This window comes from Streptomyces lydicus, assembly GCF_000717345.1.
GTDB classification, from domain to species: Bacteria; Actinomycetota; Actinomycetes; order Streptomycetales; family Streptomycetaceae; genus Streptomyces; species Streptomyces lydicus.
The window spans coordinates 126,971-151,531 of record NZ_JNZA01000009.1 but is presented as its reverse complement, the minus strand read 5'-3'; the positions used below and the strand labels follow the sequence as shown (position 1 = coordinate 151,531).

Sequence of the window (24,561 nt, the reverse complement as noted above, 5' to 3'; positions counted from 1 at the left end):
GCCCCCGCCCCCACGTTGTGGCCCCGCAGGGGGCCTCGTGCCCCCTACGGGATGTGTTCGCCCCCGCCCTAGGGCTCTCCCTCAGCCTCCTCCTCCACCGCCCCGGCGGCGGCCGCCGGGGTCAGGGGCCAGGCCGCGAAGCCCATGGTCAGTGCGATGGCATGGCCGAAGTCGGTGAAGGTCGCGCCGGTGGTCAGGGGGATGCCGAAGAAGACCAGCACCGCGACGAGGTAGCCGTAGCGCCAGGGCGGCAGCAGCCGGTAGGTCAGCAGACCGGCGGCCGCGGCCAGCCCGTAGGAGACGCCGATGTCCACGACATGGGTCATCGAGCGCGGCAGCCGGTGGCCCTCGATAGCCAGCAGCACCAGTTCCTGGCTGGCCAGGGTGGCGGCGATGTGCGCGCCGCCGACGGTCAGCAGCCAGCGCCACGTCCCCACCCAGCGCTCCACGTTGGCGTGCAGCAGCTCGAACATCACCACGTAGAGCAGGAACGACGCCGGGCGTTCGATCCAGAAGCCGCTGATGAGCAGCGACGGCAGCGGATGCTCGTTCAGTTCGTGGATGTTGCTGCTGGTGCGGTGGACGAGGAATTGTTCCAGGCCCTCGGAGGCGGAGGCGATCACCAGGCTCGTGACGCCGATGACCAGCAGCCAGATGTGGGTGCCGGGCGTCGAACGCACCCAGTCGCGCACCCAGACCAGCGGGTTGCGGCCGGACCACCAGGGCTGCCCGCGGCGCGGCGGCTCCATCAGGGAGCCCGGCGCCGGGACCGGCCGGGGGCTCACCGGCGCCGTCCCGGGCCGGCCGGCGCGGTGACGGTCAGCGGCCCCGGTCCCTTGACCTGCCGGATGCGGGGCGCGCTCTCCATCGTCCGTACGCCGGGCAGCGCCGCCACGCGGGTCGTCAGATACGTGTAGAGCGCGCCGACGTCCCGGCACAGCACGGACGCGAAAAGGTTGTTCGGCCCGGTGGTGGCGCCGGCGAAGGCGACCTCCGGGTGTGCCGCCAACGCCTCGCCGGTGGCGGCGAGTTCGGCGGGTGCGACGGACAGCCACAGGGCGACCATCACGCCGTATCCGTACTGCCGCAGGTCGTAGTCGATGTCGTAGTACAGCACCCCGGCCGCGCGCAGTTCGGCGAGGCGGCGGCGGACGGTGGTGGGCGACCAGCCGGTGACGGCGGCGAGTTCGGCCAGCGGCGTGCGGCCGTCGCGGGCGAGCGCGTCGAAGAGCCGGCGGTCTGCGTCGTCGAGCCGCACCGGGGCCGCGAACGGCTCCGCTTCCGGGTCCCGTTGCGGCGGGCTCAGCCGGGCGATCTCCTCGTCGGTCAGCGCACCGGACTTGCTGATGATGCCGCGCGGGCCGCCGTAGAACTCGTGCAGCAGACAGTGCGCGGTGACGCCGACGACGCTCGGGGTGCGCGGCAGCTTCTGGAGCAGCAGGGCGTCGCTGTGCTCGCTGCTGGCCGCGCGGCAGACCGCGGTGATCTCGGTGCCGCCGGACATCAGGCTGACCCAGGAGGTGTCCGAGCGGCGTGCCAGCGCCTCGGCGACGGGCACGGCGGCCTCCGGTGTGCACTGCACCCGGACCATCCATTCGACCTCGCCCAGCGCCCGGGCGTCGGCCAGCCCCAGCACTTTGAGCGTGCCGTTGGTGCGGAGCCGGCTGTAGCGCCGGGCGACGGTCTGGTCGGAGACGCCGAGCACGGCCGCGATCCTGCTGAACGGCGCCCGGCCGTCGAGCTGGAGCGCGTGGGCGAGCCGGCGGTCGAGCGCGTCGAAGCCGTCGCCACCACTGGCGGCCTTCGCGTCGGTTTTCACCGTTCGAGGCTAGCGCGTGTCGGATTGCGCCGCGGTGATCCAGCTGGCTGGAATGCGACCGGTCGGGCATCGGACGGTAGGAGCCACACCCCACGGCACCCGCCGCCCGACGGCGGCCGCCGTGGCTTTTGCGCGACGTCGCAGTGGTGCGAGCGCGATGGCGCAATTCCGCACTTCCGCCTCTTCGCGGCCCCTCGGCCCTCGACCACTCGGCCCCTCGGGTGCCCGGGACGGCGGCCGGGCACGACACGACACGACAACGGAGGACACCAGGTCATGCAGAGCGCACTCGGAACGGCGGCAGGGCGAACGGGCGGGAAGTGGTGGCCGTTGGTCGCCGTGACGCTCGGGAACTTCCTGCTGCTGGTCGATGTGACGATCGTGAACACCGCGCTGCCCCGGATAGCCGACGGGCTGCACGCGTCCTTCACCTCGCTCCAGTGGGTGATGGACATCTACGCGCTGGCGCTGGCCGCCCTGCTGATGGTCGCGGGTTCGGCGGCGGACCTCTTCGGGCGGCGCCGGCTCTACGTGGCCGGGCTGACGCTGTTCGCGCTCGCCTCGCTGGCCTGCGGACTCGCCCCGGACGCCGGCCTCCTGGTCGCGGCCCGGGCCGTCCAGGGCGTGGGCGCGGCGGCGATGTTCGCCACCAACACCCCGCTGCTGATGGCTGCCTACCAGGGCCGGGACCGCGGTGTGGCGTTCGGTGTCTGGGGCGGCACCAGCGGCGCGGCGGCCGCGATCGGCCCCGTACTGGGCGGCGTGCTCACCGAGTACGCGGACTGGCGGGCGATCTTCCTGGTCAATCTGCCGCTGACCGCGGTCGCGGTGTGGATCACGCTGCGGTGGGTCCGCGAGTCGCACGGCGACCTCGCCCGCCCTCGGACGAACTCGGTCAAGACGAACTCGGTCAAGCGGAACCCGGCGGCCCTCATCGACTGGCCCGGTGCCGCGTCGTTCACGGCCTGTGCGGGCGCGCTGACGTACGGGCTGATGCGCGGCGGTGAGCAGGGCTGGACCGAGCGCGGCACGCTGGTCTCGCTGGTGGGGTCGGCGCTCGCGCTGCTGGTGTTCCTCGTCGTGGAGCGACGGGTGCGCCGGCCGCTGCTCGATCTGGGGCTGCTGCGGCGGCCGTCGTTCGCGGTGCTGATGGCGGCGGCGCTGCTGCTGCAGGCGGCGGCATTCCCGTACCTGACGTTCGTGGGGCTGTGGGTGCAGAACGTCCTCGGGCTGAGTCCGGTGCAGGCGGGTCTGGCGGTCACGCCGATGGCGCTGATGTCGCTGCTGGTCGGCGCGCTGGGCGGCCGGCACCTCCAGCGGATGGCGCCGCAACTCCCGGTCGGTGTCGGCCTGTTGCTGGTGGGCGTCGGTGCGCTGCTGCAGTACGCGCTGCTCGGCGACGGCTCGGGCTGGGCGGCGCTGGTGCCGGGGCTCGCGGTGAGCGGGCTGGGCATCGGCACGGCGATGCCGGTCCTGGTCTCGGCGGCGCTCGGCGCGGCGCCCCCGCAGCGGGCCGGCATGGCGAGCGGCGCGGTCAACACCTTCCGGCAGCTGGGCTACGCGCTGGGCATCGCCCTGCTCGGCACGGTCTTCGCCGACGCGCTGCACGGTCTCGGGCCCGGCGCCTCCCGCGAGGCGGTCGGTGCGGGTTACGTCACCGGGCTGACGCACATCATGCTGATCTCCGGCGTGATGGCGCTGGCCGCGGGGCTGCTGGTGCTGGTGGTCGTACGGCGTGGCGGCGGCGACGCGGACGGGGCGGGGCAGGCCGGGGGCGGCGACCGCGGTGCGGGGGCGGACGGCGGCGCGGGGGCCGCGCCGGGCCGTGCGGGGGCGCCGGCGGGGGTGTAGCCCGGGCGGGGCCGGGTGGGGTGGCGCGCAGGGGGCGGTTGTGGTGGCGCGCAGGGGGCGGTTCCCGCCCTCTGCGCGTCTGTTTCACGGGCCCTGTTTCACGCCGTGACCTGTGCTTTGTTCATGCCTTGACCACGGGTTCCTGGATCTCGGTGACCCACTTCTCCTGGTCCGGCGGGCATTCCAGGTACAGCTCGCGGGCGTATCCGGCGGAGCGGTAGCCGTTGCCGTCGATCCAGTGCGCGAGGTTCTGCGCGGTCGGCAGGATCCGGCTCATCGGGCCGCGGTGCACCACCGTGGCCGCGCACTCCAGGCCGGGCAGGGTGACGACGTCGAAGCCGAGGCCGGTCGCGGCGGGGATGCCGGGGCGGCCGGTCGAACCGTCGTACGTGGCGCCCGCCTTGGCCAGCGCCTCCGAGGTGACCGCCAGTCCCGCGTGGACGACGACGGCCCCCTCGCCGCCCTCCCCGTTCGCCGCGGCTCCGGCCACGTCCCCCGCCCCGGCGTCCCCCGCCACGTCCTCGTAGTACGCCAGTCCCGGCCCCGCCGGAGTCACCCCCACGGTCTCCAGCAGCCGGCACAGCTCGGCGTAGAGCGGCGTGATCACCGGTCCGATGTCCTCGGGCCCGTAACTGGCGGCGACCCCGCGCAGCTCGGCGAGCAGAACCGTTCCGGTGCGCTTGACCACCACATCGTCGGCAGACATGCGTCCCTCACTCTCGATCGTCCGGAGCCTCGCCTCGACCTGCGCCAGCCGCGCACCGGCCGCCGTCAGCGCCGCCTCCAGCTCCGCCTGCCGCAGCCGCAACATGCCGCGCAGCTCCTCGGCGCTCAGCTCCTCCGCCAGGATCGCCGCCACCTGCTGGAGGCTGAATCCGAGGTCCTTGAGGGCGATGATGCGGTTGAGCCGGGCGAGCTGGGCCGCCTCGTAGAAGCGGTAGCCGCTGACGGGGTCGGTGCGGGCCGGGCGCAGCAGCCCGATGGCGTCGTAGTGCCGCAGCATGCGGGCCGACACGCGGCCGTACTGGGCGAAGTCTCCGATGGTGAACATGACGCCTCCCAGTGGAGTGCTTTCCACAGTGTCAAGGTCAAGCGCGGTCCGGCGGCGCCGTCCACGGGCGGGGGACAGGGGCCCGCGGTGCCCCGTTGTCACTGCCGTCCCACAATCGGCCACCGGGCAGCAGCATCGCGTCAAGTAGCGTCCACAACCCGTCAATGACGCGTCAGCGAGCGGCGGAGTGGCCCGTTCCCCGGGCATAGCGTCGTCAGAGCCGAGCCCCGGCGCAAGCGTCATCCACCGGTCCGGGGCGGCCGATGTCCTGTTCGAGGAGCAACGCCGTGTCCCACCACCTCTACGCGGAAGATCCCGAGCCCTCTGATCGTGTCCCGGCCGGGCCCTTGTTCGTCCCCGTCCGGTCGGGCCCCGCGGGCTGTACGGCCCGTCTGTTCCGCACGCCGCTCGGTGGCCGTACCGCCGTCGGCTTCACCTCCGCCCAGCGGCTGGCCGCGGCCCTCGGCGCCGGCCAGCCCTGGATCCGGCTCTCCGAGCCCGCCTTACGCGCGCTGGCCGAACCCGTCGGGGCCACCGTGGTGACCGACCCGCGGCTGACGCCCGAGGTGGCGCGGATGCCGCGCGTGCACCAGCACCTACGGGCCGTGTGAGGGGTGACGCTCATGAGCCACAGCACGCTGCCCCGGGCCGCGCAGGAGGCCGGGGCCCCGCCGGCCGCCGCCGTGACCGCCTCGCCCGCCCCTGCACCGGCGCCCGCCCCGGCCGCGCGGGCCGCCGCCCCGCGTACCGCCGTCCGGTCCGTCTGGCCCGCCTCCGCGGCACCGCTCGCCCACGGTGACGTCGCGGTGGCCGGGGTGCCGCTCACCGAGCTGGCCGACCGCTTCGGCACCCCCACCTACGTCCTGGACGAGGACGAGGTGCGCCACCGCTGCCGCACCTACCTGCGCGCCTTTCCCGGCGCCGATGTCTACTACGCGGCCAAGGCGTTCCTGTGCCGCGCCCTGGTCCACTGGGTGCAGGAGGAGGGCCTCGGCCTGGACGTCTGCTCCGCCGGGGAGCTGGAGCTGGCCGTGACCACCGGCTTCCCGGCCGAGCGGATCGTGCTGCACGGCAACGCCAAGAGCCCGGCCGACCTGCGGACCGCACTGCGGTTCGGCGTCGGCCGCATCGTCATCGACTCCACCTCGGAGATCGCCCGGCTGGCCGCCGCGGTCCCGGCGGAAACCCGGCAGAAGGTGCTGATCAGGGTCGTGCCGGGCATCGCCGCGGGCGGTCACGCCAAGATCCGTACGGGGACCGACGACCAGAAGTTCGGGCTGTCGATCGCCGACGGCTCCGCACAGCACGCCATCACCCGGGTGCTCAGCCAGCCGCGCCTCGAACTGGTCGGCCTGCACTGCCACTTGGGCTCCCAGATCACCACCGTCAAGCCGTATCTGTCGGCCGTCCGACGGCTGGTCGGCCTGCTCGCCCGGATCCGTGAGCAGCACGGCGTCACCCTGCCCGAGCTGGACCTCGGCGGTGGTCACGGCGTGGCGTACCGCCCCGGCGAGCCCGCGCTCGACACCGTCGCGCTGGGCACCCGGATCCGTGTGGAGCTGGCGCGCGGCTGTGCGGCGGCCGGACTGCCGGTGCCGCGGCTGGCCGTCGAGCCCGGCCGTGCCGTCGTGGGCCCGGCCGGTGTGGTCCTGTACCGGGTGCTGGCCGTCAAGCGGACCGGGGCGCACGCGTTCGTGGCGGTGGACGGCGGGATGAGCGACAACCCGCGGCCCGCGCTGTACGGGGTGCGCTACGCGCCCCGGCTGGTCGGCCGGGCCTCGCCCGCCGCGCCGGAGCCGTTCACCGTCGTCGGCCGGCACTGCGAGGCCGGTGACGTGCTCGCCACCGATGTCCAGCTGCCCGGCGACATCCGGCCCGGAGACCTGCTGGCCGTACCGGTCGCCGGCGCGTACCACCTCTCCATGGCCTCCGGTTACAACCTCGTGGGGCGCCCGCCGGTCATCGCGGTCGCCGACGGCCGGGCGCGCGTCCTCGTACGGCGGGAGTCCCTGGCGGACATCCAGGGGCGGGACGTCGGGTTGTGAGGCAGGCGGGGCCCGGGACCGGCCGGGCCCCGCCTTCTTGGCCCGGTCAGGCCCCCCAGGTTTACGTGTACACTGAAATCATCAGTTGTAGGATGACCGGGCAACTGGTGAAAAGGTGCAGGTACGACGCGGAAACGACGCAGGAACGGGGCAACCGGACATGGCATTGCAGGCAGCGGGGCGGCACTCCCTCGTGGACACCGTCGTCGACGCCCTGCGGTCCCAGCTGTCCGGCGGGGAGTGGCCGGTGGGCTCCCGCATCCCCAGCGAGCACGCACTCGCCGAGCAGCTCCAGGTCGGCCGGAACACCGTCCGCGAGGCGGTACGGGTGCTCGTGCACGCCGGGCTCCTGCGGTCACGTCAGGGCGAGGGCACGTTCGTCGTCTCCACCGCGGACCCCGGCGACCTGATGCGCGGCGTCCAACGGGCCGGTATCCGCGACGTCCTGGAGCTGCGGATCGCGCTGGAGGCGGAGGCCGCCCGGCTGGCCGCGCGGCGGCACCGGCCCGCCGACCTGGAGCGGATGCGCGCGGCCCTGGACGCCCAGGCCGAGCTGGCGGACGCGGACGGGCGGCCCCGCGCGGACAGCCTGGAGCTCTACGCCGACCACGACATCGCCTTCCACAAAGCCGTCGTCGAGGCCGCGCACAACACGGCGCTGACGGCGACGTACGGCTGGTTCAGCAGCTCGGTGCGGGAGGCGCTGGTCAGCGCGCTGGACGACCAGGCGATGCCGCAGATCGTGCACGGCGATCACCGTGCCGTCCTGGAGGCGATCGAGGCGGGCGACCCGGCGGCCGCGGAGCGCGCCACCCGCGACCTGCTGGAGAAGCCGAAACGGGCCGTCGAAGCGCTGCTGGGCGTCGAAACCCAGTGGGGCGCCGCGGGACCGTCGAGCGACCACGACTAGGGAACGGGACCGGGGGGCTTGGCGGTTGACGGCCGGCCACGTTCCTCAGCGGTCCTCACCGGTCCTCCCGGTCCTCACCGGTCCCTCTCCAGTCCTCTCCAGTCCTCACCGGTCCCTCTCCAGTCGCCTCCCAGTCCCTCCCCGTCTCGTCTCCGTCCGGCAGCCCCCGGACTCCCGCGAACACTTTTGATGAGGTACGTACGCATGTCATTGCCCCGGTCCGAAGCACCCCGGTTCGAAGCATCCCGGCCTGAAACACCGCGCCCGGAAGCACCTCGGTCCGACGCACCCTGGTCCGAAGCGCCCTTGATCGACGCCGAGGAGGAGCTGGTTGCGGCGCCGCCGGTCGCCGCGGCCCGACGGCGGCTGCGGGCCGGGCACCCCGCGCTGCTCCTGGCCGGGATCGTGCTCGCCGCGCTCAACATGCGGGCGGCGCTGGCCGGGGTCTCCCCGCTGCTCGGTGAGATCGGCGCGCACTTCCACCTCGCCGCGGCCGCCAGCAGCCTGGTGACCACCATCCCGCTGATCTTCATGGGCCTGGGTTCGATCGCCGCGCCGAAGCTGGCGGCCCGCTGGGGCACCGAGGCGGTGCTGTGCGGGGCGCTGGTGGCCCTGTGCGGCGGGATCGTGCTGCGGATCGCCCCGCCGGTGGTCGCGCTGTTCGCCGGGTGCGCGGTGGTCGGCGCGTCCATAGCCCTGCTGAACGTGCTGATGCCGGGCCTGATCAAGCGCGACTTCCCGGAGCGGGCCGCCGGTATGACGGCGCTGTACTCGACGGCGATGATCCTGGGCGCCACAGTCTCGGCGGCCACCGCGGTCCCGCTGGAGAACGCGCTCGGCGGCTGGCAGGGTTCGCTGGTCTCCTGGTCGCTGCTGGCCGCCGTCGCCGCGGTGGTCTGGGTCCCGCAGGCGTTGCTGACCCGGCGCGGCACCGGCCACGGCACGCCGGCGGCCACCACTGTGCCCGCGCCGCAGGACGGCCCGAAGCTGAGCCGCTCCCCGCTGGCCTGGCAGGTCACGCTCTTCATGGGCTCGCAGTCCCTGATCGCGTACGTGACCATCGCCTGGATGCCGACGATCTTCACCGACCACGGGATGGACAAGGCCGCGGCGGGCCTGGTCTTCGCCTTCAGCACGCTGGTGCAGATGGCCGGTTCGTTCGTGGTGCCGATGCTCGCGGGGCGGATGCGGCGGCAGCGGCTGCTGGGTGTGACGGTGGCCGCCCTGATGGCCTGTGGTGTGGCCGGGCTGCTGCTGGCGCCGGTGGCGGGCGCCTGGTTGTGGGCGGCGCTGCTCGGTACCGGGCAGGGCGGTGCGCTGGGGCTGGCCCTGACGATGATGGTGCTGCGCTCCGGTGACGCACACACCGCCGCCCGCCTCTCGGGCATGTCCCAGACCGGCGGCTATCTGCTGGCGGCCGCCGGCCCGCTGGTCCTCGGCGCCGTCCACCAGGTCACCGGCGGCTGGACGGTCCCCCTTCTGCTGCTGCTCGCCGTGTGCGCGGGAATCGCACTGCTGGGCATGGGCGCGGGCCGCGACCGACGGATCGGGGACGGGCGCCGGGCGTAGCGGCCAGACGCGTACGGGCCTCGGGGCCAGCGGCTCGGGGCGGGAGCGAGCCTCGGGGCCGGCCGCTCGGGGCGGGCGGGGACGCGCCTCGGGTGCGGCTCGCGGATCAGGCCCGGTGTTGTCCCTGGTGAGGGCAGGTGTGGGCGCTATGACGACGGGGTGAACGCTCGCCGTCGTCGGCAACGATCCGGGGGTGGCCGACCGCCTCCCGTCACGTCGTGGCCTACCGTGCCCTCATGAGCGACGTGCAGCGCACCGATCGCCGGCCGGGTCCGCGGTTCTCCCGCGCCGGCCGGCTCGTTCTTGTGGCCGTGCTGGCTGTCCTGGTCGTCCTAGCCGTGGTGCTCGTGCCGCGACTGCTGCGCGGGCCGGGGCCGGGGGAGAAGCTGACGGTCCCGGAAGGCCAGCGGGCCGGACAGATCTACGCCGCCGCCGACAAGGCACTGCATGTGCCCAGCGGCTCCACCGCGAAGGCCGCCAAGAGCGCGCGGCTCCCGCTGCCGGCCGAGGCCAAGGGCAACCCGGAGGGCTACCTCTTCCCGGCGACGTATCCGCTCGACTCGGACACCACTCCGGTGTCGCTGGTGTCCTACATGGTCAAGACCGCGAACCAGCGGCTCGCCGACGATCACATCACCTCGTACCGGACGGTGGTGATCGCCAGCATCGTGCAGGCCGAGGCGGACCGGCCGGCCGACATGGGCAAGGTGGCCCGGGTCATCACCAACCGGCTCGCCCGGCACATGCCGCTCCAGATGGACTCGACGATCAACTACGCGCTGGGCCGCAGCACCCTCCACACCAGCCACGCCGACACCCGGACCAAGAGCCCGTACAACACCTACCGGTACGCGGGCCTGCCGCCCACCCCGATCGACAACCCCGGGGCGGACGCGCTGAAGGCGGCCGGCGCCCCGCCTGCCGGCGACTGGCTGTACTTCGTCACCGTCAAGCCGGGCGACACCCGCTTCACCGCCGACTACCAGGAGCATCTGCGCAACGTCCGGGAGTTCAACGACCTGCAGCAGAGCGGCGGGGGCGCGTAGTCCGGGGCCCCGGTCCGGTACTCCGGTCCAGGGCGTCCGGTCCAGGGCATGTCGTTCGATCGCGCCGGGCCCGCCACCCCGCCCCATCGGGTCCTACTCCTCGCCCGCCAGGGTGAGTGCCTTGAGGCGGCGCGAGGCGTACCAGGTCGCACCGGCCGTGAGGGCCACCAACAGGCCGACCGCGAGCGGCAGTTGAACGTCGGAGCTGATCGCTCCCTCCGCCGCCGCCTTCTGGCCCAGGGCCAGCGCCCACTGCTGGATGCTGAGGGTGCGCGCGCCGGGGACGAGGTTGCCGAAGAGCGACTCCCAGACCAGGGCGTAGACCAGGCCGAAGACCACGGCGTGCCGGGTGATCGTGCCGAAGAGCAGGAACAGGGCGCTGTAGGCGATCGAGGCGATCGCCGCGGCGACCGCGTACCCCACCGCTATCTGCTGGCTGTTGCCGTTGAGGAGGAAGCCGGCGAGCAGGATCGGTATCGCCGAGAAGGCGACCGTGACGCCGATCGCAACCAGCAGCTTGGTGATGATGATCGTCGGCCGGGGCACCGGCTTGGCCAGGAGGTAGACCACCGAGCCGTCGTCGATCTCCGGGCCGATCGCGCCCGTCCCGGCGATCACGCCGATCAGCGGCACCATCGTGCCCAGTGCGAAGGTGCCCAGGATGGCGCCGGCGGTGGTGTCATCGGCGCCGGTCAGCGTGCGGACGGCCACCGCGATGATCACCAGGAGGGCGGGCAGCGCGAAGAGGATCATGGCGCGCCGCCGGCCGAGCAGGGCGCGGTGGGTGAGCCGGGCGACGGTCGGGTGGAACAGCGCGGCCTTGGTGGCGGCGCCGGACGCCGGCGGTGCCGTCGGAGTGGTCGTGGACATGCGTCAGGCTCCTTTCGGCCTCAGGCCGCTACGAGGTAGGAGAAGACGGATTCCAACGATTCGTCGGAGGGTGAAACCGTCAGCAGGCGGATGCCGTGGTCGCGGGCGACCCGGGGCAGGAGGGCGGTGAAGCGGGCGAAGTCGACCGCCTGGATGCGCAGCGCGCCCTCGGCGAGGTCGACCTCGATGCCGGACGTCGAGGGGTCGGCGATCAGCGCACCGGCCAGCGCCCGGTCGTTGTCCGACCGGACCAGGTAGCGGTGCGGGCGGTCGGTCATCAGGCGGCGGATCTTGCGGAAGTCACCGGACGCGGCGTGCCGGCCGGCCACCACCACCTCGATGTGCGAGGCGAGTTGCTCGACCTCCTCCAGGATGTGCGACGAGAACAGCACCGTGCGTCCCTGGTCGCCCATCCGCCGCAGCAGCTCCATCAGCTGCATCCGCTGGCGCGGGTCCATGCCGTTGAACGGCTCGTCGAGCAGCAGCACGGAGGGGTCGTGCACCAGCGCGGAGGCCATCTTCACGCGCTGCCGCATGCCCTTGCTGTACGTGGAGATCTTGCGGTCCTGGGCGTACTCCATCTCGACGGTGGCCAGCGCCCGGGCCGCCTCCTTGCGGCCGAGGCCGTGCAACTCCGCGTTGGCCACGACGAATTCGCGCCCGGTGAGGAAGTCGTACATCGCCTCGCGTTCGGGGACGATGCCGATGTGACGGTAGATACCGGCGTTGCGCCAGATCGTCGTCCCGTCGAGGGTGACGGAGCCGTTGGAGGGGGCGAGGAAGCCGCCCATCATGTTGATCAGGGTGGACTTGCCGGCACCGTTGGGGCCGAGCAGGCCGGTGACGCCGGGGCCGATGGTCATCGTGATGTCGTTGACTGCCACGACGTTGCCGAACCAGCGGGATACGTGGTCGATCGAGAGAGTTGTCATGGGCGCGGCCCATTCCTTCGCGGGGTGGTGGTGGGCGACGGGCGGGCGGTCACAGGCCGGCCTTGCGGTAGCGGCGCATCAGCAGGACATAGCTGCCGGCGATGACGAGCAGCGTGACGAGGAGGTAGACGAAACCGGCTCCGGTCGTGGGTGCCAGACCGTTGGGGAAGGAGCTGGTGCCGCCGAGGAAGGTCGACTGCACCCCGTCGATGAGCGTGATCGGGGAGAACAGCCCCAGCCAGCCGACGGCGGACTCGTTGCCCTGGACGAAGGCGATGTTCTGGACCGCGCTCACCGCGCCGTACGGAATGGTCAGCACCGCGATCACGGCGGCGACGCCGAAGCCCCGCCGGGGCGTGAGCGCGGAGATCACCAGACCTATCCCGGCGAACAGCAACGACAGCAGCGCCACGCAGACCAGTCCCTGGGCGAAGCCCTTGGTCTGGTCGAGGAAGTCCAGCTTCGCCAGCAGCGCGCCGACGTAGAGCACCAGCAGCGGGGCGGCGGTGAGGAGGAACAGGGCGCTCGCCATCGCCGCGAACTTCGAGGCCACGTAGTCGCCGCGCTCGATGGGGCGGGAGAAGTACAGCGGCACGGTCTTGAAGCGCAGATCGCGGGAGACGGACTGCGGCGCCTGCGACGCGAGATAGAGGCCGATGACGGCCTGGAGGTAGACGGCGTAGCGGGTGTAGCCGACCGGCAGGCTGCCGGCCTTGGTGAACACCGTCACCGCGACCATGATCGCGGCGGGCAGGCACATCACCGCGAAGAGCAGCATCGGCAGCACCTTGCTCTTGGCCGAGCGGCCCAGGCCGTAGGCGCCGCGCAGGCTCTGGGAGAAGAGCGACCGGCGGGCGTAGGCGCGGCCCAGCCGGGGGCCGTCGTAGTGGCGGTAGCCGATGTTGTGGATGGAGGCCCCGCCCTGCGCGGGGGAGGCGTACCTCGTGGGAGTCGTGGGCTCAGGCGACATCGTGGGCGCCTCCTTCCCGGGTCGGTGCGGCGGGAGTGGCGGGGACGGCCGGGGTGGTCTGTGCGGCGTCCGCGTCGCGGAAGACCTCGGCGATCTGGTGGCGGCGCTGTTCCATCCGGACCAGGCCGAGCCCGAGCCCGGCGACGGTGTCGCGCACCAGGTCGTAGGTGTCGTCACCGGACGTCTCGACGTACAGCAGCCGGCCGGCGGAGGCGAGGCTCTCGGAGCCGGGAGCGCCGGTGGTGACGGCGACGCCGGCATCGGCCAGGGCGGTACGCAGCGCCGCGGTGCCGTCCGGGTGCGCGTCGGTGTCCGTGACCTCGACCGCGAGTGAGGTCGTGACCTGGGTGAATTCGTCGGTGGAGGAGGAGCGCAGCAGCTTGCCGCCGTCAATGACGACGACGTGGTCGCAGGTGCGCTCCAGCTCGCCGAGGAGGTGGGAGGTCACCAGGACGGAGATGCCGAAGTCGGTGTGCACGCGCCGGATCAAGCCGAGCATCTCGTCCCGCCCGGCCGGGTCCAGGCCGTTGGTGGGCTCGTCGAGGAACACCAGCTGCGGGTCGTGGACCAGCGCCTGGGCCAGCTTGACCCGCTGCTTCATGCCCGTCGAATAGCCGCCGATGGGGCGGTAGCGCTCCTCGTAGAGGCCGACGTGGCGCAGGGTGTCGGCGGTGCGCTCCCGGGCGGCGGTCGGCGGCAGTCCGGACATCCGGGCCATGTGCACGACGAACTCGGTGGCGGAGACGTCCGGCGGCAGGCAGTCGTGCTCGGGCATGTAGCCGACCCGCTCACGAATCGCGCCGCCGTCCCTGGTCACGTCCAGCCCCAGGACGTGGGCGGTCCCCTCGGTGGCCGGGGCCAGGCCGAGGAGGATCTTGATCAGGGTGGACTTGCCGGCGCCGTTGGCACCCACCAGGCCGGTTACGCCGGGGGCGATGTCAACGGAGAGCCGGTCCAAGGCGGTCACCCGCGGGTACCGCTTGCTCAGGCTTTCGGTCACGATCACAGTCACGTCTCCGACGGTAGTGGCGCCCGCCACATCGGTCGTCAGACCAGACGATGGGATGTGTGTCCCCCTGCGGTATTACGGCCCGTAGGGGTTCTCCTGCTTCGAGCGGCCCGCCCCTCAGGGTCGCGGGTGCCGCGCGGGTGCCGGCGGGAAGCCACCGCAGGTGCCGGGTGGGGCGCGTTGCGGGTGCCGCGCGGGGAGCCGGGCTGGCGGACCTCTTGACGCAGCCGCCAGTCATTGTCACATTCATCAGTGTCAAGTTACGGGCACGTACCGCGATGAACTGCTCACGGACGGACGGTTGGCGATGGCCTCAGTCACCTCAGCGACCTCAGCAGGAGCCGGAGAACTCACCGCCGGGCTAAGGGGGTTCAGAGAGGTCCAGCGGCTCGCCTATGACTGCGCGGAAGCGGTCGCCGCCCAGCTCAAGCCCGGGGTCACCGAGCGCGCGGCGGCACGGATGCAGCGCGAGTGGCTGCGCGAGCGCGGGGTGCGGGACTGGTTCCACCTGCCGTTCGCCTGGTTCGGCGACCGCACCGCCTTCGTCAACTTCCGGATACCGCTGCAGTTCTTCCCCACCAACCGCGAGCTGGAACCGGGGATGGCCTTCATCCTCGACATGGCCCCCGTCCACAACGGCTTCACGGCCGACATCGGCTACTCCGGCTGCCTCGGGCTCAACCCTGTGCACGACCGGCTGCTCGCCGACCTCGAAGCCCACCGGGAGCTGATCCTGCGCGAGGTGCGCGAGCGGCGCCCGCTGCGGGAGATCTACGAGGACGTCGACCGGCTGATGGTGCGGCAGGGATACGCCAACCGGCACCGCGCCTACCCCTTCGGCGTGATCGCCCACAAGATCGACCGGGTCCGGCAGCGCCGCTGGTCCCCCACCCTCTTCGGGTTCGGCACCCAATCCCTCAAGGGCCTCGCCTCCGACGCGCTGCACGGCCACCGCGACGGCTGGTCCCCGCTGTGGAGCCCGTACACCTTTTCCGACCACCCGCCGCAGCCGGGGCTGTGGGCGGTCGAACCCCACCTCGGATTCCGGGGCACGGGCGCGAAGTTCGAGGAGATCCTGGTCGTCACGGACTCCAAGGACCCGCAGGAGAGCGCGTTTTGGCTGGACGACGATCTGCCGCATGTGCGGCGCTGGCAGGAGGAGAAGGCCGCGTGAACACGGGACGTGGACGGGACAAGGGCCGGGACCAGAGGCCGGTGCAAGGATCGGGAGAGGGATCGGGACAGGGCGCGGGGCGGGAGCCGGGCGCGGGGCTCGCGGGGGCTACGGAACGCTGGGTGCGCACCGGCGGCATCGAGCTGTGCGTGGCGGAGCTCGGGGACCGGGCACACCCCACCGTGGTGCTGGTGCACGGCTATCCGGACAGCAAGGAAGTGTGGTCGGAGGTCGCCCGCGGCCTGGCCGACCGCTTCCACGTGGTCCTCTACGACGTCCGGGGCTGCGGCCGGTCCACCGCCCCGCAGCCGCTGCGCGGCGGCTTCACCCTGGAGAAGCTGACGGACGACTTCCTGGCCGTCGCCGACGCCGTCAGCCCCGCCCGCCCGGTCCATCTCGTCGGCCACGACTGGGGTTCCGTGCAGGCATGGGAGTTCGCCACCGTGCCGCGGACGGAGGGCCGGATCGCCTCCTTCACCACCATGTCGGGTCCGTCGCTGGACCACTTCGGCCACTGGATCAAGCGACGGGTGACCCGCCCCACTCCCCGCCGTGCCGCCCAGCTCATCAACCAGGGCGCCAAGTCCTGGTACGTCTACATGCTGCACACCCCCGTGCTCCCCGAACTGGCCTGGAAGGGCCCACTCGGCAAGCGCTGGCCGCAGATCCTGCAACGGGTGGAGAAGGTCGCGGCCGGCGACTACCCCACCGCCTCGCTGCCGACGGACGCCGCCCACGGTGCCTGGCTCTACCGCGACAACGTGCGCTCCAGGCTCCGCCGGCCTCGCAGCGACGCCTATGCGCACTGCCCGGTCCAGCTCATCACCCCCACCGGGGATGCCTTCCTCTCCCAGCGTCTCTACGACGACCTGGAGCAGTGGGCGCCCCGGCTGGTACGGCGCACCCTCCCGGCCAAGCACTGGGTGCCCCGCACCCGGCCCGACCAACTCACCTCCTGGATCACCGAGTTCATCACCACCCAGGAAGAGGGCGACCCGGCCAAGCACGCCACGACCCGGGGCCCGTACGCGGACCGGTTCGGCGGCCAGCTGGTGCTGGTGACCGGCGCGGCCAGTGGCATCGGCCGGGCGACGGCGTTCGCCTTCGCCGAGGCCGGTGCCCGGATCATCGCCGTGGACCGGGACGCCGAGGGCGCGGCCCGGACCGCCGAGATGTCCCGTCTGATCGGTGCTCCTCAAGCCTGGTCGGAGGTCGTCGACGTCTCGGACGAGGCGGCGATGGAGAAGCTGGCCGACAAGGTCGACACCGAATACGGCACCCTCGACGTGCTGGTGAACAACGCCGGCATCGGGCTGTCCGGTTCCTTCCTGGAGACCAGCACCGAGGACTGGAAGAAAGTCCTGGATGTCAACCTGTGGGGCGTCATCCACGGCTGCCGGGCCTTCGGACGGCGGATGGCCGAGCGCGGACAGGGCGGCCACATCGTCAACACCGCCTCGGCCGCGGCCTTCCAGCCGTCGAAGATGCTGCCCGCCTACAGCACCTCGAAGGCGGCGGTGCTGATGCTGAGCGAGTGCCTGCGCGCCGAGCTGGCCGGCCAGGGCATCGGTGTCTCCGCCATCTGCCCCGGGCTGGTCAACACCAACATCACCGCCACCGCCCGCTTCACCGGTGTCTCCGCCGAGGAGGAGAAGCGCCGCCAGACCAAGGCCGCGCGGATGTACGGGCTGCGGAACTACCCGCCGGAGAAGGTCGCCGACGCCGTGCTGCGCGCGGTGGTACGCAACCAGGCGGTGGTGCCGGTCACCCCCGAGGCCCGCGGTGCCCATCTGCTGTCCCGCTTCGCCCCACGGGCCCTGCGCGCCCTCGCCCGCATGGAGCCGAAGCTCTGACCCCGCTCTATAGGACCTGCTCCCCCCTCATCCCTCAGTGATCGCCGCCCCCGGGCGGACGACGCCGGCATACCCCGCGGGCGGGCCGCATTCCTTCCGCCCGCCCGCGGGGAAACCGCTCCGGAAGGCCGGACCCGAGCGACCCGCCAGCGGGAGCCCGGGAACCCCGGGGCGCCCGGGCACCCACCGGTACCAGGACACCTGCGCACGTCAGGAGCCGCGCATGAGTACCTCGCACCCCCACCCCGAACGGCAGGAGCCACCGCAGCACCCGATCGCCCCGCGCCGGGTCTCGTTCGACTGGCGGGAGACACCGCTGGTGTGGATACCCGGCGAACCCACTGCCACCCATGTCATCAACGTGCTGCATCTGCTGCTGCCGGCCGGCGAGCGCTGGTTCGTCAAGGTCTTCAAGGAGGCCCTCCCGCTGGTCCGGGACGAGCAGCTCCTCAAGGACGTCAAGGGCTTCATGGGGCAGGAGGCCACGCACAGCGTCCAGCACTCCTACGTCCTGGACCATCTGGCCCACCAGGGCCTGGACACCCGCCCCTACACCCGGCACGTCGACTTCCTCTTCGAACACCTCCTGGGCGACAAGCCGCCGTTCGGCGCCCCCGTTCCCGCGCGCGAGTGGCTGCGCTTCCGGCTGTCCCTCATCGCCGCCATCGAGCAGTTCACCGCGGTGCTCGGCGACTGGGTGCTGGACGCCGACGGGCTCGACCGCGCGGCGCCCGACCCGGTCATGCTCGATCTGCTGCGCTGGCACGGTGCCGAAGAGGTCGAGCACCGCGCCGTCGCCTTCGACATGTACCAGCACACCGGCGGTGAGGACCCCGCCCGCCGGGCCCGACGGATCCTGGGCATGGCCGTGACGGCACCCGTGCTGCTGTACCTCTGGGGCTGGGGCGCGGCCTACCTCCTGCGGCACGATCCGCAGCTCGCCGCCCCCTCCCGCTACTCGCTGCGCGCACACAACCGCGCCGTGCGCCGGGGGCTGCTGCCCACGTGGCGTGAGCTGGGAGCGGCAATACCGCGGTATCTGCGGCGGTCGTACCATCCCTCCCAGGAAGGGTCGCTGCGCACGGCCGTCGCCTACCTGGCGTCCTCCCCGGCCGCGCGGGCCGCGGCGGGCGCGGTGGGCCGCGCGGCCGTCTCGTAGCCCGCGGCCATCTCGTGAGGAGCACGACAGTGACCGAGCAGCCGCCGCCCACCGCACCCCGCCCGGCCGAATACCGCATCGAGGACCTGGCCCACCTCAGCGGCGCCACGGTCCGCACGATCCGCGCCTACCAGGACCGCGGGCTGCTCCCCCGCCCCGAACGCCGCGGCCGCGCGAACGTCTACGGCGACGCCCATCTCGCGCGGCTGCGCCAGATCGCCGATCTGCTCGACCGCGGCTACACCCTCGCCAGCATCAAGGAACTCCTCCAGGCGTGGGACGCCGGCCTCGACCTCGGCGGCGTACTGGGGCTGGTCGCCGAGATCGACGGCCCCTGGACCGACGAGAAGGCGTCCCGCATCAGCCGCGCCGACCTGGACGCGGCCTTCGGGGGCACCTCCGACGAATCGGCGGTCGCCGAGGCCGTCGAGCTGGGCGTCCTGGAACGCCTCCCCGACCGCGACGACGAGTTCCTGGTGCCCAGCCCGCAGGAACTCGCGGTCGCCGCCGAACTGCACTCCGCCGGTGTGCCGCTCCTGGCGATCTCCGGGCACCTGCGGGAGGTGCGCGGCCAGGTGGAGCACATCGCCGCCCGCTTCCTGGATTTCACCACCGAGCACGTCTTCCAGCCGTTCCTGGACCACCCGCCGACCGAGGCGGAGGCCGCGGAGGCCGCCGCCCTCGTACGCCGGCTGCGCCCGCTGGCCCAGCAGACCATCGACGCCGAACTCGCCCGTGCCATGCGCACCTTGGCCACCCGCTACCTGCGCCAGCACCTCAACGAGGCGCTCCCGGCGGACCGGCGGACGGCCTCGGCGATGGGGCCGGAGCCGCAGGGCGCGGTCGGGGCGAAGGCCCCGAAGGCCGAGCGGGCTGCCGGCGTCCACCAGCCCTGGCCCGCCCCCGGGCAGATCGCGGACCCCCGTACCGCGACCGGCCCGGCGACGACCGCGCCGGAGGCCACCACCCCGGGAGCTACGGCCCCGGGAGCTACGGCCCCGGGAGCTACGGCCCCGGGAGCTACGGCCTCGGAGGCGGTGGTGCTCCCCGCCGAGACCGTTGAGGCCGTGCGGGCCCTGGTGGGCGCCGAGCACACCGCAGCGTTCATCACCGCCGCCGCCCGACGGGAGGTGCAGGCCCGCACCCTGGACGCACTGGCCTCGGGCAGCCCCCGCAGATCGCCCCGGTCGGATCCCGCGGAGGGCCCCCAGAGGTCCCAGGGGTAGCACCTCCCCGTCCTCGCCCTCGCCCCGCTGTCCGCTCTGTGGTGTTGTCAAGGTTCGGGCGGACGCGCCCGCGCACGTCCTGGCCGGTCAACTCGCCGGGTCCGGAAGCCAGTTGCCGTGGAAGCCGTAAGGCACCCGCTGCGGAAGACGGACCGTGGCGACGGGGCCGGCGGATATGTCCTCCGCGTCGAGGACGACCAGATCACTGGTATCGGTCCGCGCGTCGTAGACGTAGGTCATCAACCAGCCCCGGCCGCCGGGGAGGTCGTCCGCCGGAGCAAAGGCCGCCTCGCCCGGCGTGCGGCCCGGCCCGAAGTCATGACGTACGACCGACCCGGTCTGCAGGTCATAGCGGAGCAGGGCCCCCGGTACGGGGCCGGAACCGGGCAGCTCGCCTGCGGTGGCATGGCCGAAGCGGGCCGGCCGGCCGGCGAGGCGGTCGTCCACCCGCGGGAACTCGCACGGGTGGTCGTCGAGTTGTTCCTCGGTGACCGTGCCGGCGGTGAGATCGATCGTCCAGCGCCACAGGCAGGGCGGGGTCGCGCCACCGAAGTCGGCGTAGCGCGAGACGTAGAGGACGATGCGGTCGTCGCCGTCGTCATGGGCGTTCAGCGCATGGAAGACGTAGCAGGGGTCGAGGGGCAGCCAGCGGACCTCGCCGTGCGGATCGTCACGGCGCAGCACGCCCAGCCGGGCTCCGTGCGCCGGGTCCCAGCGGTACGGCATGCCGGGGTGGTTGCGGTCGAAGACCAGCGGGAGGTCCATGAAGACGACATGGCCGGCGGTCAGATGGAAGTCGTGCATCATCGTGGACGCCGGCATGTCGACCGGACGACTGACCACCAGCTCGCCCGACGCATCGGCCCGGTGGTAGGTGAGGTACGGCGGAGCGACGTCGTAGCCGAAGAAGTGCAGCTCACCGGTGGTCGGGCAGGTCTTGGGGTGGGCGGTCATGGCGGTGGCGAGCCGGCCGCCGAAGTCGTAGGCGCCGACGGTCTCCAGCTCATGGCCGGGGCGGCAGTCGATCTCGTAGGGAAGCGAGGACTCGACCAGGGCGAAGGTGCGGCCGGCGTGCCGGACGACGTGGGTGTTGGCCGCGCCCGCCGCGAGGTTGCGGCGGCCCTGTGCGTCCCGGCCGGGCAGCCCGTCGGTGAAGGTGGCGGTACGTACCCAGCGGTTGCGGTACGAGACGGCCCGGCCGCCCTCCAGGCGCAGGCCGTGGACCATGCCGTCACCGAAGAACCAGTGGGGCGACGCGGCGTCCTTCGGGTTGGGGCCGTTGCGCAGGAACCAGCCGCTGAGCTCAGGCGGGATCGTGCCGGTGACCGGGAGGTCGTAGGCGGTCAGCTCCTCCGCGACCGGCGCGAAGTTGCCGGCCATGTGCGGTGCGGGGGCGGTGGACTCGGACGGAGTGGCGGACGAGGTGGTGGTCATGACGCCAGACCTCCCTGGATGTCGGTCCGCGCACCGGCCTGCGCCATGAAGCGGGCGCGGGCCCGCTCCGGGTAGGAGGCGGTGAAGCGGGCGGGAAGGATGAACCCGGCGACCTGGATGAGGATCGAGAAGATCACGTTCACGGCGTAGGCGGCGGCCACTGCCTGGGCGATCGCGCAGAGGGTGAAGGACAGCGCCCACGCGGCCGTGAGCACGACGTTGATGCGGCGGAAGAGCGGGGTCTCCCAGACCTCCGGCGGTGCCATCCGCCGCGCGATCCCCATCGTGAAGGGCCGCCGGACGGCGATCGACGCCCAGGCGATGAGCGCCAGCCAGCCCATCGAGAGCGCACTGCCGTACATCTGGAGGACGCTGTCGGGGCGGGCGAAGGCCAGCGCGGTGAGCGCCGCGAAGAACACGATCGAGCCGTACTCCAGCAGGCGGTAGTCGACGGTCAGTCCCGCGGCGCGGTCGGCGACGAGCAGGACGACCGAGACCACCAGACCGGCGAGTGCGCCCCACTGCCAGCCGGCCGAGGACACCCCCGCGAAGACCAGCCACGGGATAAACGCCCGCAGATAGTTCATGACTCCCCCTTTGCTTCGCGGCCTCGGATCCGTCGCCCGCCGCCACATTCCAATTTCGACATGTCGAACTTAGAACCTCCACCTTTGACATGTCAACAGTGGAAGGTAAAGTGCTGACCATGAGCCTGAGACATGCCGTGCTGGGCCTGCTGGCCGAATCCCCCGCGAGCGGCTACGACCTGATGAAGCTGTTCAACGCCACGCTCACCAACGTCTGGCCCGCCACACAGAGCCAGGTGTACGGCGAGCTCACCAAACTCACGCACGCCGGGCTGGTCGAGGTGGCCGCCGAGGGCCCCCGCGGCCGCAAGGAGTACACGATCACCGGCGAGGGCCTGGAGGAGCTGCGCCACTGGCTCACGGAGGTCGAGCCCAGCGGCCCCGCCCGCCACGACGGCCTGCTGCGTGTCTTCTTCCTCGGCATCATCACCCCGCTGGAAGCACAGACCTACCTGCTCCAGCAGGCCGAAGGCGCCGCCCGCGCACGGGCCGCGTACGAGCACATCGATGCCACCGCCCAGTGGGACGACGAGATGATTTCGGTCTACGGACGCATCGCCCTGGAGTACGGCCTCCGGATGTCGGCCGCCCAGGAGGAATGGGCCCGCTGGGCAGCCGAGGAGGTGACCAGCGCGAAGGCGCGCAAGGCGAGCGACCTCGCGCGGGCGCAGCATGAACTCGCGAGCACCCGGCAAGAGGAAAGCCCCCAGGAGGACGGCGCCCAGCAGGAGCGACGAGAGAAGTAGGCGGGAGAAGCAGCGGCCGACGGGATGCCGCCCCCGGCCACGGAGTCGCATCCCGCCAGGGCAGCCCCGGCTGCGAATTCAGGTGCCGCCCGGCATCCCGCGCGGCACCCTGGAGACATGAACGACCAGCGCTCCGTGCGCCTCTCGAAGTACCTGGCCAAGCACCTGCGGCACCAACCGGAGCGGATCGGGATCACCCTCGACGCCCAGGGCTGGGTGCCCGTCGACCAGCTCCTCTCGGCCGCCGCCCACCACGGATTCCCGTTCTCCCGGGCCGAGTTGGAGGCGGTGGTGGTCGGCAACGACAAGCGGCGGTACACGATCGAGGGCGACCGGATCCGCGCCAACCAGGGCCACTCGGTGCCCGTGGACCTCGCTCTGCCGCCGGCCGTACCGCCCGCGCACCTCTTCCACGGCACGGTGGCCCGCAGCCTGGCCGCCATACGGGAGGAGGGGCTGCGCCCGATGTCCCGGCACGCCGTGCATCTCTCGCCGGACCGGGAAACCGCGACCCGGGTGGGGGCACGGCGCGGCCGGCCCGTGGTCCTGACCGTGGACGCCGGGGCGATGCACCGCGCGGGTCATGTCTTCCAGGTCAGCGCCAACGGGGTCTGGCTCACCGGCACTGTCCCGGCGGCGTTCCTCCACTTCCCGGACTGAGCCGGCCCCCTCGCCCCGGCCCCCGGCTCACAGACCGGGCGCCCCCCACACCGGGAACCACCGCGCCAGGTCCTGCTCCACCGTCAGATCGTCCCCGAGCATCGCCCGCACCTGGAGTTCCAGCGGGTTGTCGCGCTTCTCGCCCGCGCCCCCCGCCGGTGCGAACGGGTAGAACGTGCCGCGCTTGTAGAGGTAGACCAGCGCCAGCGACCGCTGCCGCGCGTCGCGGAAGCCGACCAGCGAACACAGCAGTTGCGGGCCGAAACCCGCTTCCTCCAGGGACGTGTTGACCGCGTGCAGGTCGTTGACCAGCCCCGCCACGTCCTCCGGCGGATGCCGGACGAGCAGCCACGTATAGCCGTAGGCGTCCTGGGTGAACTCCACCGACCCGTCCAGCAGCGCCCGCGCCTCCTCCTGGATGCGCGCGAACGCGCCGCCCTCGACGCTCGCGAAGCACACCGAGCCCAGCCCGGTGGCCTCGAACCCGGCCGCGGCCTCAAGGGTCACCGCGGCGGACGGCAGCGCGAAAAGCTGGTCGAGATCGGGGCGTACCGGCTTGCTGCGGCCCAGGATGGCGTCCAGAAATCCCATGCGCGACCCAACTCCTCGCTCGTCACGGCCATTGATCACTCACGGCGCCCCGGCCACCGACCGGGCCTCCGACACACCGGCCCCGGGAACCGCCCGCCGCCGTCCCCTCCCTCACGGCCGCCCCAGCTCCGCCGCTATCCGGCCGAGCTGCTCCAGCCGCTGTTCCAGCGTCGGGTGCGAGGACAGCAGCCGGCTGAAGCTCTCCTTGCTGAACGCCGGCGCGAAGTAGAAGGCGTTGAACGGCTGGGCCTTGCGCAGGTCTTCGGTCGGGATCCGGGCGATCTGGCCGGTGACCTTCGTCAGCGCGGCGGCCAGCGCCGAGGGACGGCCGGTCAGCAGCGCGGCGGCCCGGTCGGCGGACAGTTCCCGGTAACGGGACAGCAGCCGGGTCAGCAGGAAGCTGATCGCGTAGACGACCACGCTGACGGCGGTGACGATGAGCACGGCGATGGCCGCGTTCTGGTCCCGGTTGTTGCGTCCGACGCCGCTCCACAGGGCGGCCCGGGTGATGATCCCGGCCAGCACGCCGAGGAAGGACGCGATCGTCATCACCGCGACATCGCGGTGCGCGACGTGCGAGAGCTCGTGGGCCAGCACCCCTTCCAGCTCCTCCGGCTCCAGCCGTCTGAGCAGCCCGGTCGTGGCGCAGACCATCGAGTTCTTCTGGTTACGGCCGGTCGCGAAGGCGTTCGGCACGTCCGACTCGGCGATCGCGACCCGCGGCTTGGGCATGTCGGCCAGCGCACACAGCCGGTCCACGGCCCCGTGCAGCTCGGGTGCCTGCTCCGGCGTGACCTCGCGCGCACCCATGCTGAACGCCGCGATCCGGTCGCTGTACCAGAACTGCGCGACGAACAGGGCCCCGGCGATCAGCAGCACCACCACCCAGGCGCCCTTGAGCAGCACCACCAGCACACTGACGACCACGACGTACAGCAGTCCGATGAGGAACATCGTCGTGACCATGCGCGAGGTGAGCCCGCGGTCCGGGGCGAATCGGGTCTGTGCCATGGCTCCTCCACACACACCGCACTTCGCGCAGCGCGACGGGCCGCTCGC

23 protein-coding genes are annotated in these 24,561 nt (G+C 72.5%); 12 read left to right on the top strand and 11 right to left on the bottom strand.

The annotated features are described in order from the left end of the window. Positions 1-68: 68 nt before the first annotated feature. Together OO62_RS10735 and OO62_RS10730 are read right to left on the bottom strand one after the other, a co-directional pair. A complete protein-coding gene (locus tag OO62_RS10735) occupies positions 69-749 on the bottom strand; it encodes a rhomboid-like protein (RefSeq protein ID WP_051732990.1) in 681 nt (226 codons plus the stop codon). A 32-nt stretch (positions 750-781) separates the two neighbouring features. Further along, a complete protein-coding gene (locus OO62_RS10730; protein ID WP_033267074.1) occupies positions 782-1,819 on the bottom strand; it encodes an Lrp/AsnC family transcriptional regulator in 1,038 nt (345 codons plus the stop codon). A gap of 276 nt (positions 1,820-2,095) precedes the next feature. On the opposite strand from OO62_RS10730, the gene OO62_RS10725 reads away from it, so the two are divergent. Next, complete coding sequence (locus OO62_RS10725; RefSeq protein ID WP_033267073.1) at positions 2,096-3,670, top strand: MFS transporter; 1,575 nt, start codon at positions 2,096-2,098, stop codon at positions 3,668-3,670. 121 nt (positions 3,671-3,791) lie between these two features. On the opposite strand, the gene OO62_RS10720 is transcribed toward OO62_RS10725, so the two are convergent. Beyond that, entirely contained in the window at positions 3,792-4,721 is a 930-nt protein-coding gene (locus OO62_RS10720) for a MerR family transcriptional regulator (protein WP_033267072.1), read from the bottom strand. Between the two features lie 287 nt (positions 4,722-5,008). On the opposite strand from OO62_RS10720, the gene OO62_RS10715 reads away from it, so the two are divergent. The 5 genes from OO62_RS10715 to mltG all read left to right on the top strand — a co-directional run bounded on the left by OO62_RS10715 (position 5,009) and on the right by mltG (position 10,291). Then, entirely contained in the window at positions 5,009-5,332 is a 324-nt protein-coding gene (locus OO62_RS10715; RefSeq protein WP_033267071.1) for an SAV_915 family protein, read from the top strand. Positions 5,333-5,344: 12 nt separating this feature from the next. Next, a complete protein-coding gene (gene lysA, locus OO62_RS10710) occupies positions 5,345-6,766 on the top strand; it encodes a diaminopimelate decarboxylase (RefSeq protein WP_078617108.1) in 1,422 nt (473 codons plus the stop codon). Between the two features lie 160 nt (positions 6,767-6,926). Next, complete coding sequence (locus tag OO62_RS10705) at positions 6,927-7,676, top strand: FadR/GntR family transcriptional regulator (RefSeq protein ID WP_033267070.1); 750 nt, start codon at positions 6,927-6,929, stop codon at positions 7,674-7,676. Between the two features lie 306 nt (positions 7,677-7,982). Beyond that, positions 7,983-9,245: a CynX/NimT family MFS transporter gene (locus tag OO62_RS10700; protein WP_033267069.1), complete on the top strand. Its 1,263-nt coding sequence runs from the start codon at positions 7,983-7,985 to the stop codon at positions 9,243-9,245. Positions 9,246-9,481: 236 nt separating this feature from the next. Beyond that, positions 9,482-10,291: an endolytic transglycosylase MltG gene (gene mltG / locus OO62_RS10695; RefSeq protein ID WP_051732989.1), complete on the top strand. Its 810-nt coding sequence runs from the start codon at positions 9,482-9,484 to the stop codon at positions 10,289-10,291. A gap of 93 nt (positions 10,292-10,384) precedes the next feature. Here mltG and OO62_RS10690 read toward each other — a convergent pair whose 3' ends face one another. From OO62_RS10690 to OO62_RS10675, 4 genes are read right to left on the bottom strand one after another with little or no spacing between them, the layout of a single operon-like run. Next, entirely contained in the window at positions 10,385-11,161 is a 777-nt protein-coding gene (locus OO62_RS10690) for an ABC transporter permease subunit (RefSeq protein ID WP_078617106.1), read from the bottom strand. A gap of 20 nt (positions 11,162-11,181) precedes the next feature. Continuing rightward, on the bottom strand, positions 11,182-12,093 hold the full coding sequence (locus tag OO62_RS10685; RefSeq protein ID WP_033267068.1) for an ABC transporter ATP-binding protein: 912 nt from the start codon (positions 12,091-12,093) through the stop codon (positions 11,182-11,184). 49 nt (positions 12,094-12,142) lie between these two features. Further along, positions 12,143-13,063 carry an ABC transporter permease gene (locus tag OO62_RS10680; protein WP_033267067.1) on the bottom strand — a complete coding sequence of 307 codons (921 nt, stop codon included), beginning with the start codon at positions 13,061-13,063 and terminating at the stop codon, positions 12,143-12,145. After that, positions 13,053-14,102 (bottom strand): ABC transporter ATP-binding protein, encoded by a 1,050-nt coding sequence (locus OO62_RS10675; protein ID WP_078617105.1) that lies wholly within the window; start codon positions 14,100-14,102, stop codon positions 13,053-13,055. The genes OO62_RS10680 and OO62_RS10675 overlap by 11 nt, the downstream gene beginning before the upstream one ends. A 277-nt stretch (positions 14,103-14,379) precedes the next feature. Between OO62_RS10675 and OO62_RS10670 the strand changes: the two genes are divergently transcribed. The 4 genes from OO62_RS10670 (at position 14,380) to OO62_RS41670 (ending at position 19,484) form a co-directional block, all read left to right on the top strand. Further along, positions 14,380-15,246: a M24 family metallopeptidase gene (locus OO62_RS10670; RefSeq protein WP_033267066.1), complete on the top strand. Its 867-nt coding sequence runs from the start codon at positions 14,380-14,382 to the stop codon at positions 15,244-15,246. Positions 15,247-15,368: 122 nt separating this feature from the next. After that, positions 15,369-17,099, top strand: a complete 1,731-nt coding sequence (locus OO62_RS10665; RefSeq protein ID WP_033267065.1) for an SDR family oxidoreductase — start codon at positions 15,369-15,371, stop codon at positions 17,097-17,099. 223 nt (positions 17,100-17,322) lie between these two features. Continuing rightward, positions 17,323-18,258 (top strand): metal-dependent hydrolase, encoded by a 936-nt coding sequence (locus OO62_RS10660; RefSeq protein ID WP_051732967.1) that lies wholly within the window; start codon positions 17,323-17,325, stop codon positions 18,256-18,258. Between the two features lie 14 nt (positions 18,259-18,272). Next, on the top strand, positions 18,273-19,484 hold the full coding sequence (locus OO62_RS41670) for a MerR family transcriptional regulator (RefSeq protein ID WP_063738996.1): 1,212 nt from the start codon (positions 18,273-18,275) through the stop codon (positions 19,482-19,484). An 87-nt stretch (positions 19,485-19,571) separates the two neighbouring features. On the opposite strand, the gene OO62_RS10650 is transcribed toward OO62_RS41670, so the two are convergent. Beyond that, entirely contained in the window at positions 19,572-20,918 is a 1,347-nt protein-coding gene (locus OO62_RS10650) for a carotenoid oxygenase family protein (protein ID WP_033267063.1), read from the bottom strand. Continuing rightward, positions 20,915-21,505: a hypothetical protein gene (locus OO62_RS10645; protein ID WP_033267062.1), complete on the bottom strand. Its 591-nt coding sequence runs from the start codon at positions 21,503-21,505 to the stop codon at positions 20,915-20,917. Before OO62_RS10645 ends, OO62_RS10650 begins: the two co-directional genes overlap by 4 nt. Positions 21,506-21,624: 119 nt before the next feature. Here OO62_RS10645 and OO62_RS10640 point away from each other — a divergent pair, with 119 nt between their 5' ends. Together OO62_RS10640 and OO62_RS10635 are read left to right on the top strand one after the other, a co-directional pair. Further along, positions 21,625-22,251 (top strand): PadR family transcriptional regulator, encoded by a 627-nt coding sequence (locus OO62_RS10640; protein ID WP_033267118.1) that lies wholly within the window; start codon positions 21,625-21,627, stop codon positions 22,249-22,251. Between the two features lie 117 nt (positions 22,252-22,368). Beyond that, a complete protein-coding gene (locus tag OO62_RS10635) occupies positions 22,369-22,911 on the top strand; it encodes an RNA 2'-phosphotransferase (RefSeq protein ID WP_033267061.1) in 543 nt (180 codons plus the stop codon). A 27-nt stretch (positions 22,912-22,938) separates the two neighbouring features. Here the strand turns inward: OO62_RS10635 and pspAB are convergent, their stop codons facing one another. Together pspAB and htpX are read right to left on the bottom strand one after the other, a co-directional pair. After that, a complete protein-coding gene (gene pspAB / locus OO62_RS10630; protein WP_033267060.1) occupies positions 22,939-23,502 on the bottom strand; it encodes a PspA-associated protein PspAB in 564 nt (187 codons plus the stop codon). 111 nt (positions 23,503-23,613) lie between these two features. Beyond that, positions 23,614-24,513: a zinc metalloprotease HtpX gene (gene htpX, locus OO62_RS10625; RefSeq protein ID WP_033267059.1), complete on the bottom strand. Its 900-nt coding sequence runs from the start codon at positions 24,511-24,513 to the stop codon at positions 23,614-23,616. Positions 24,514-24,561: the final 48 nt, after the last annotated feature.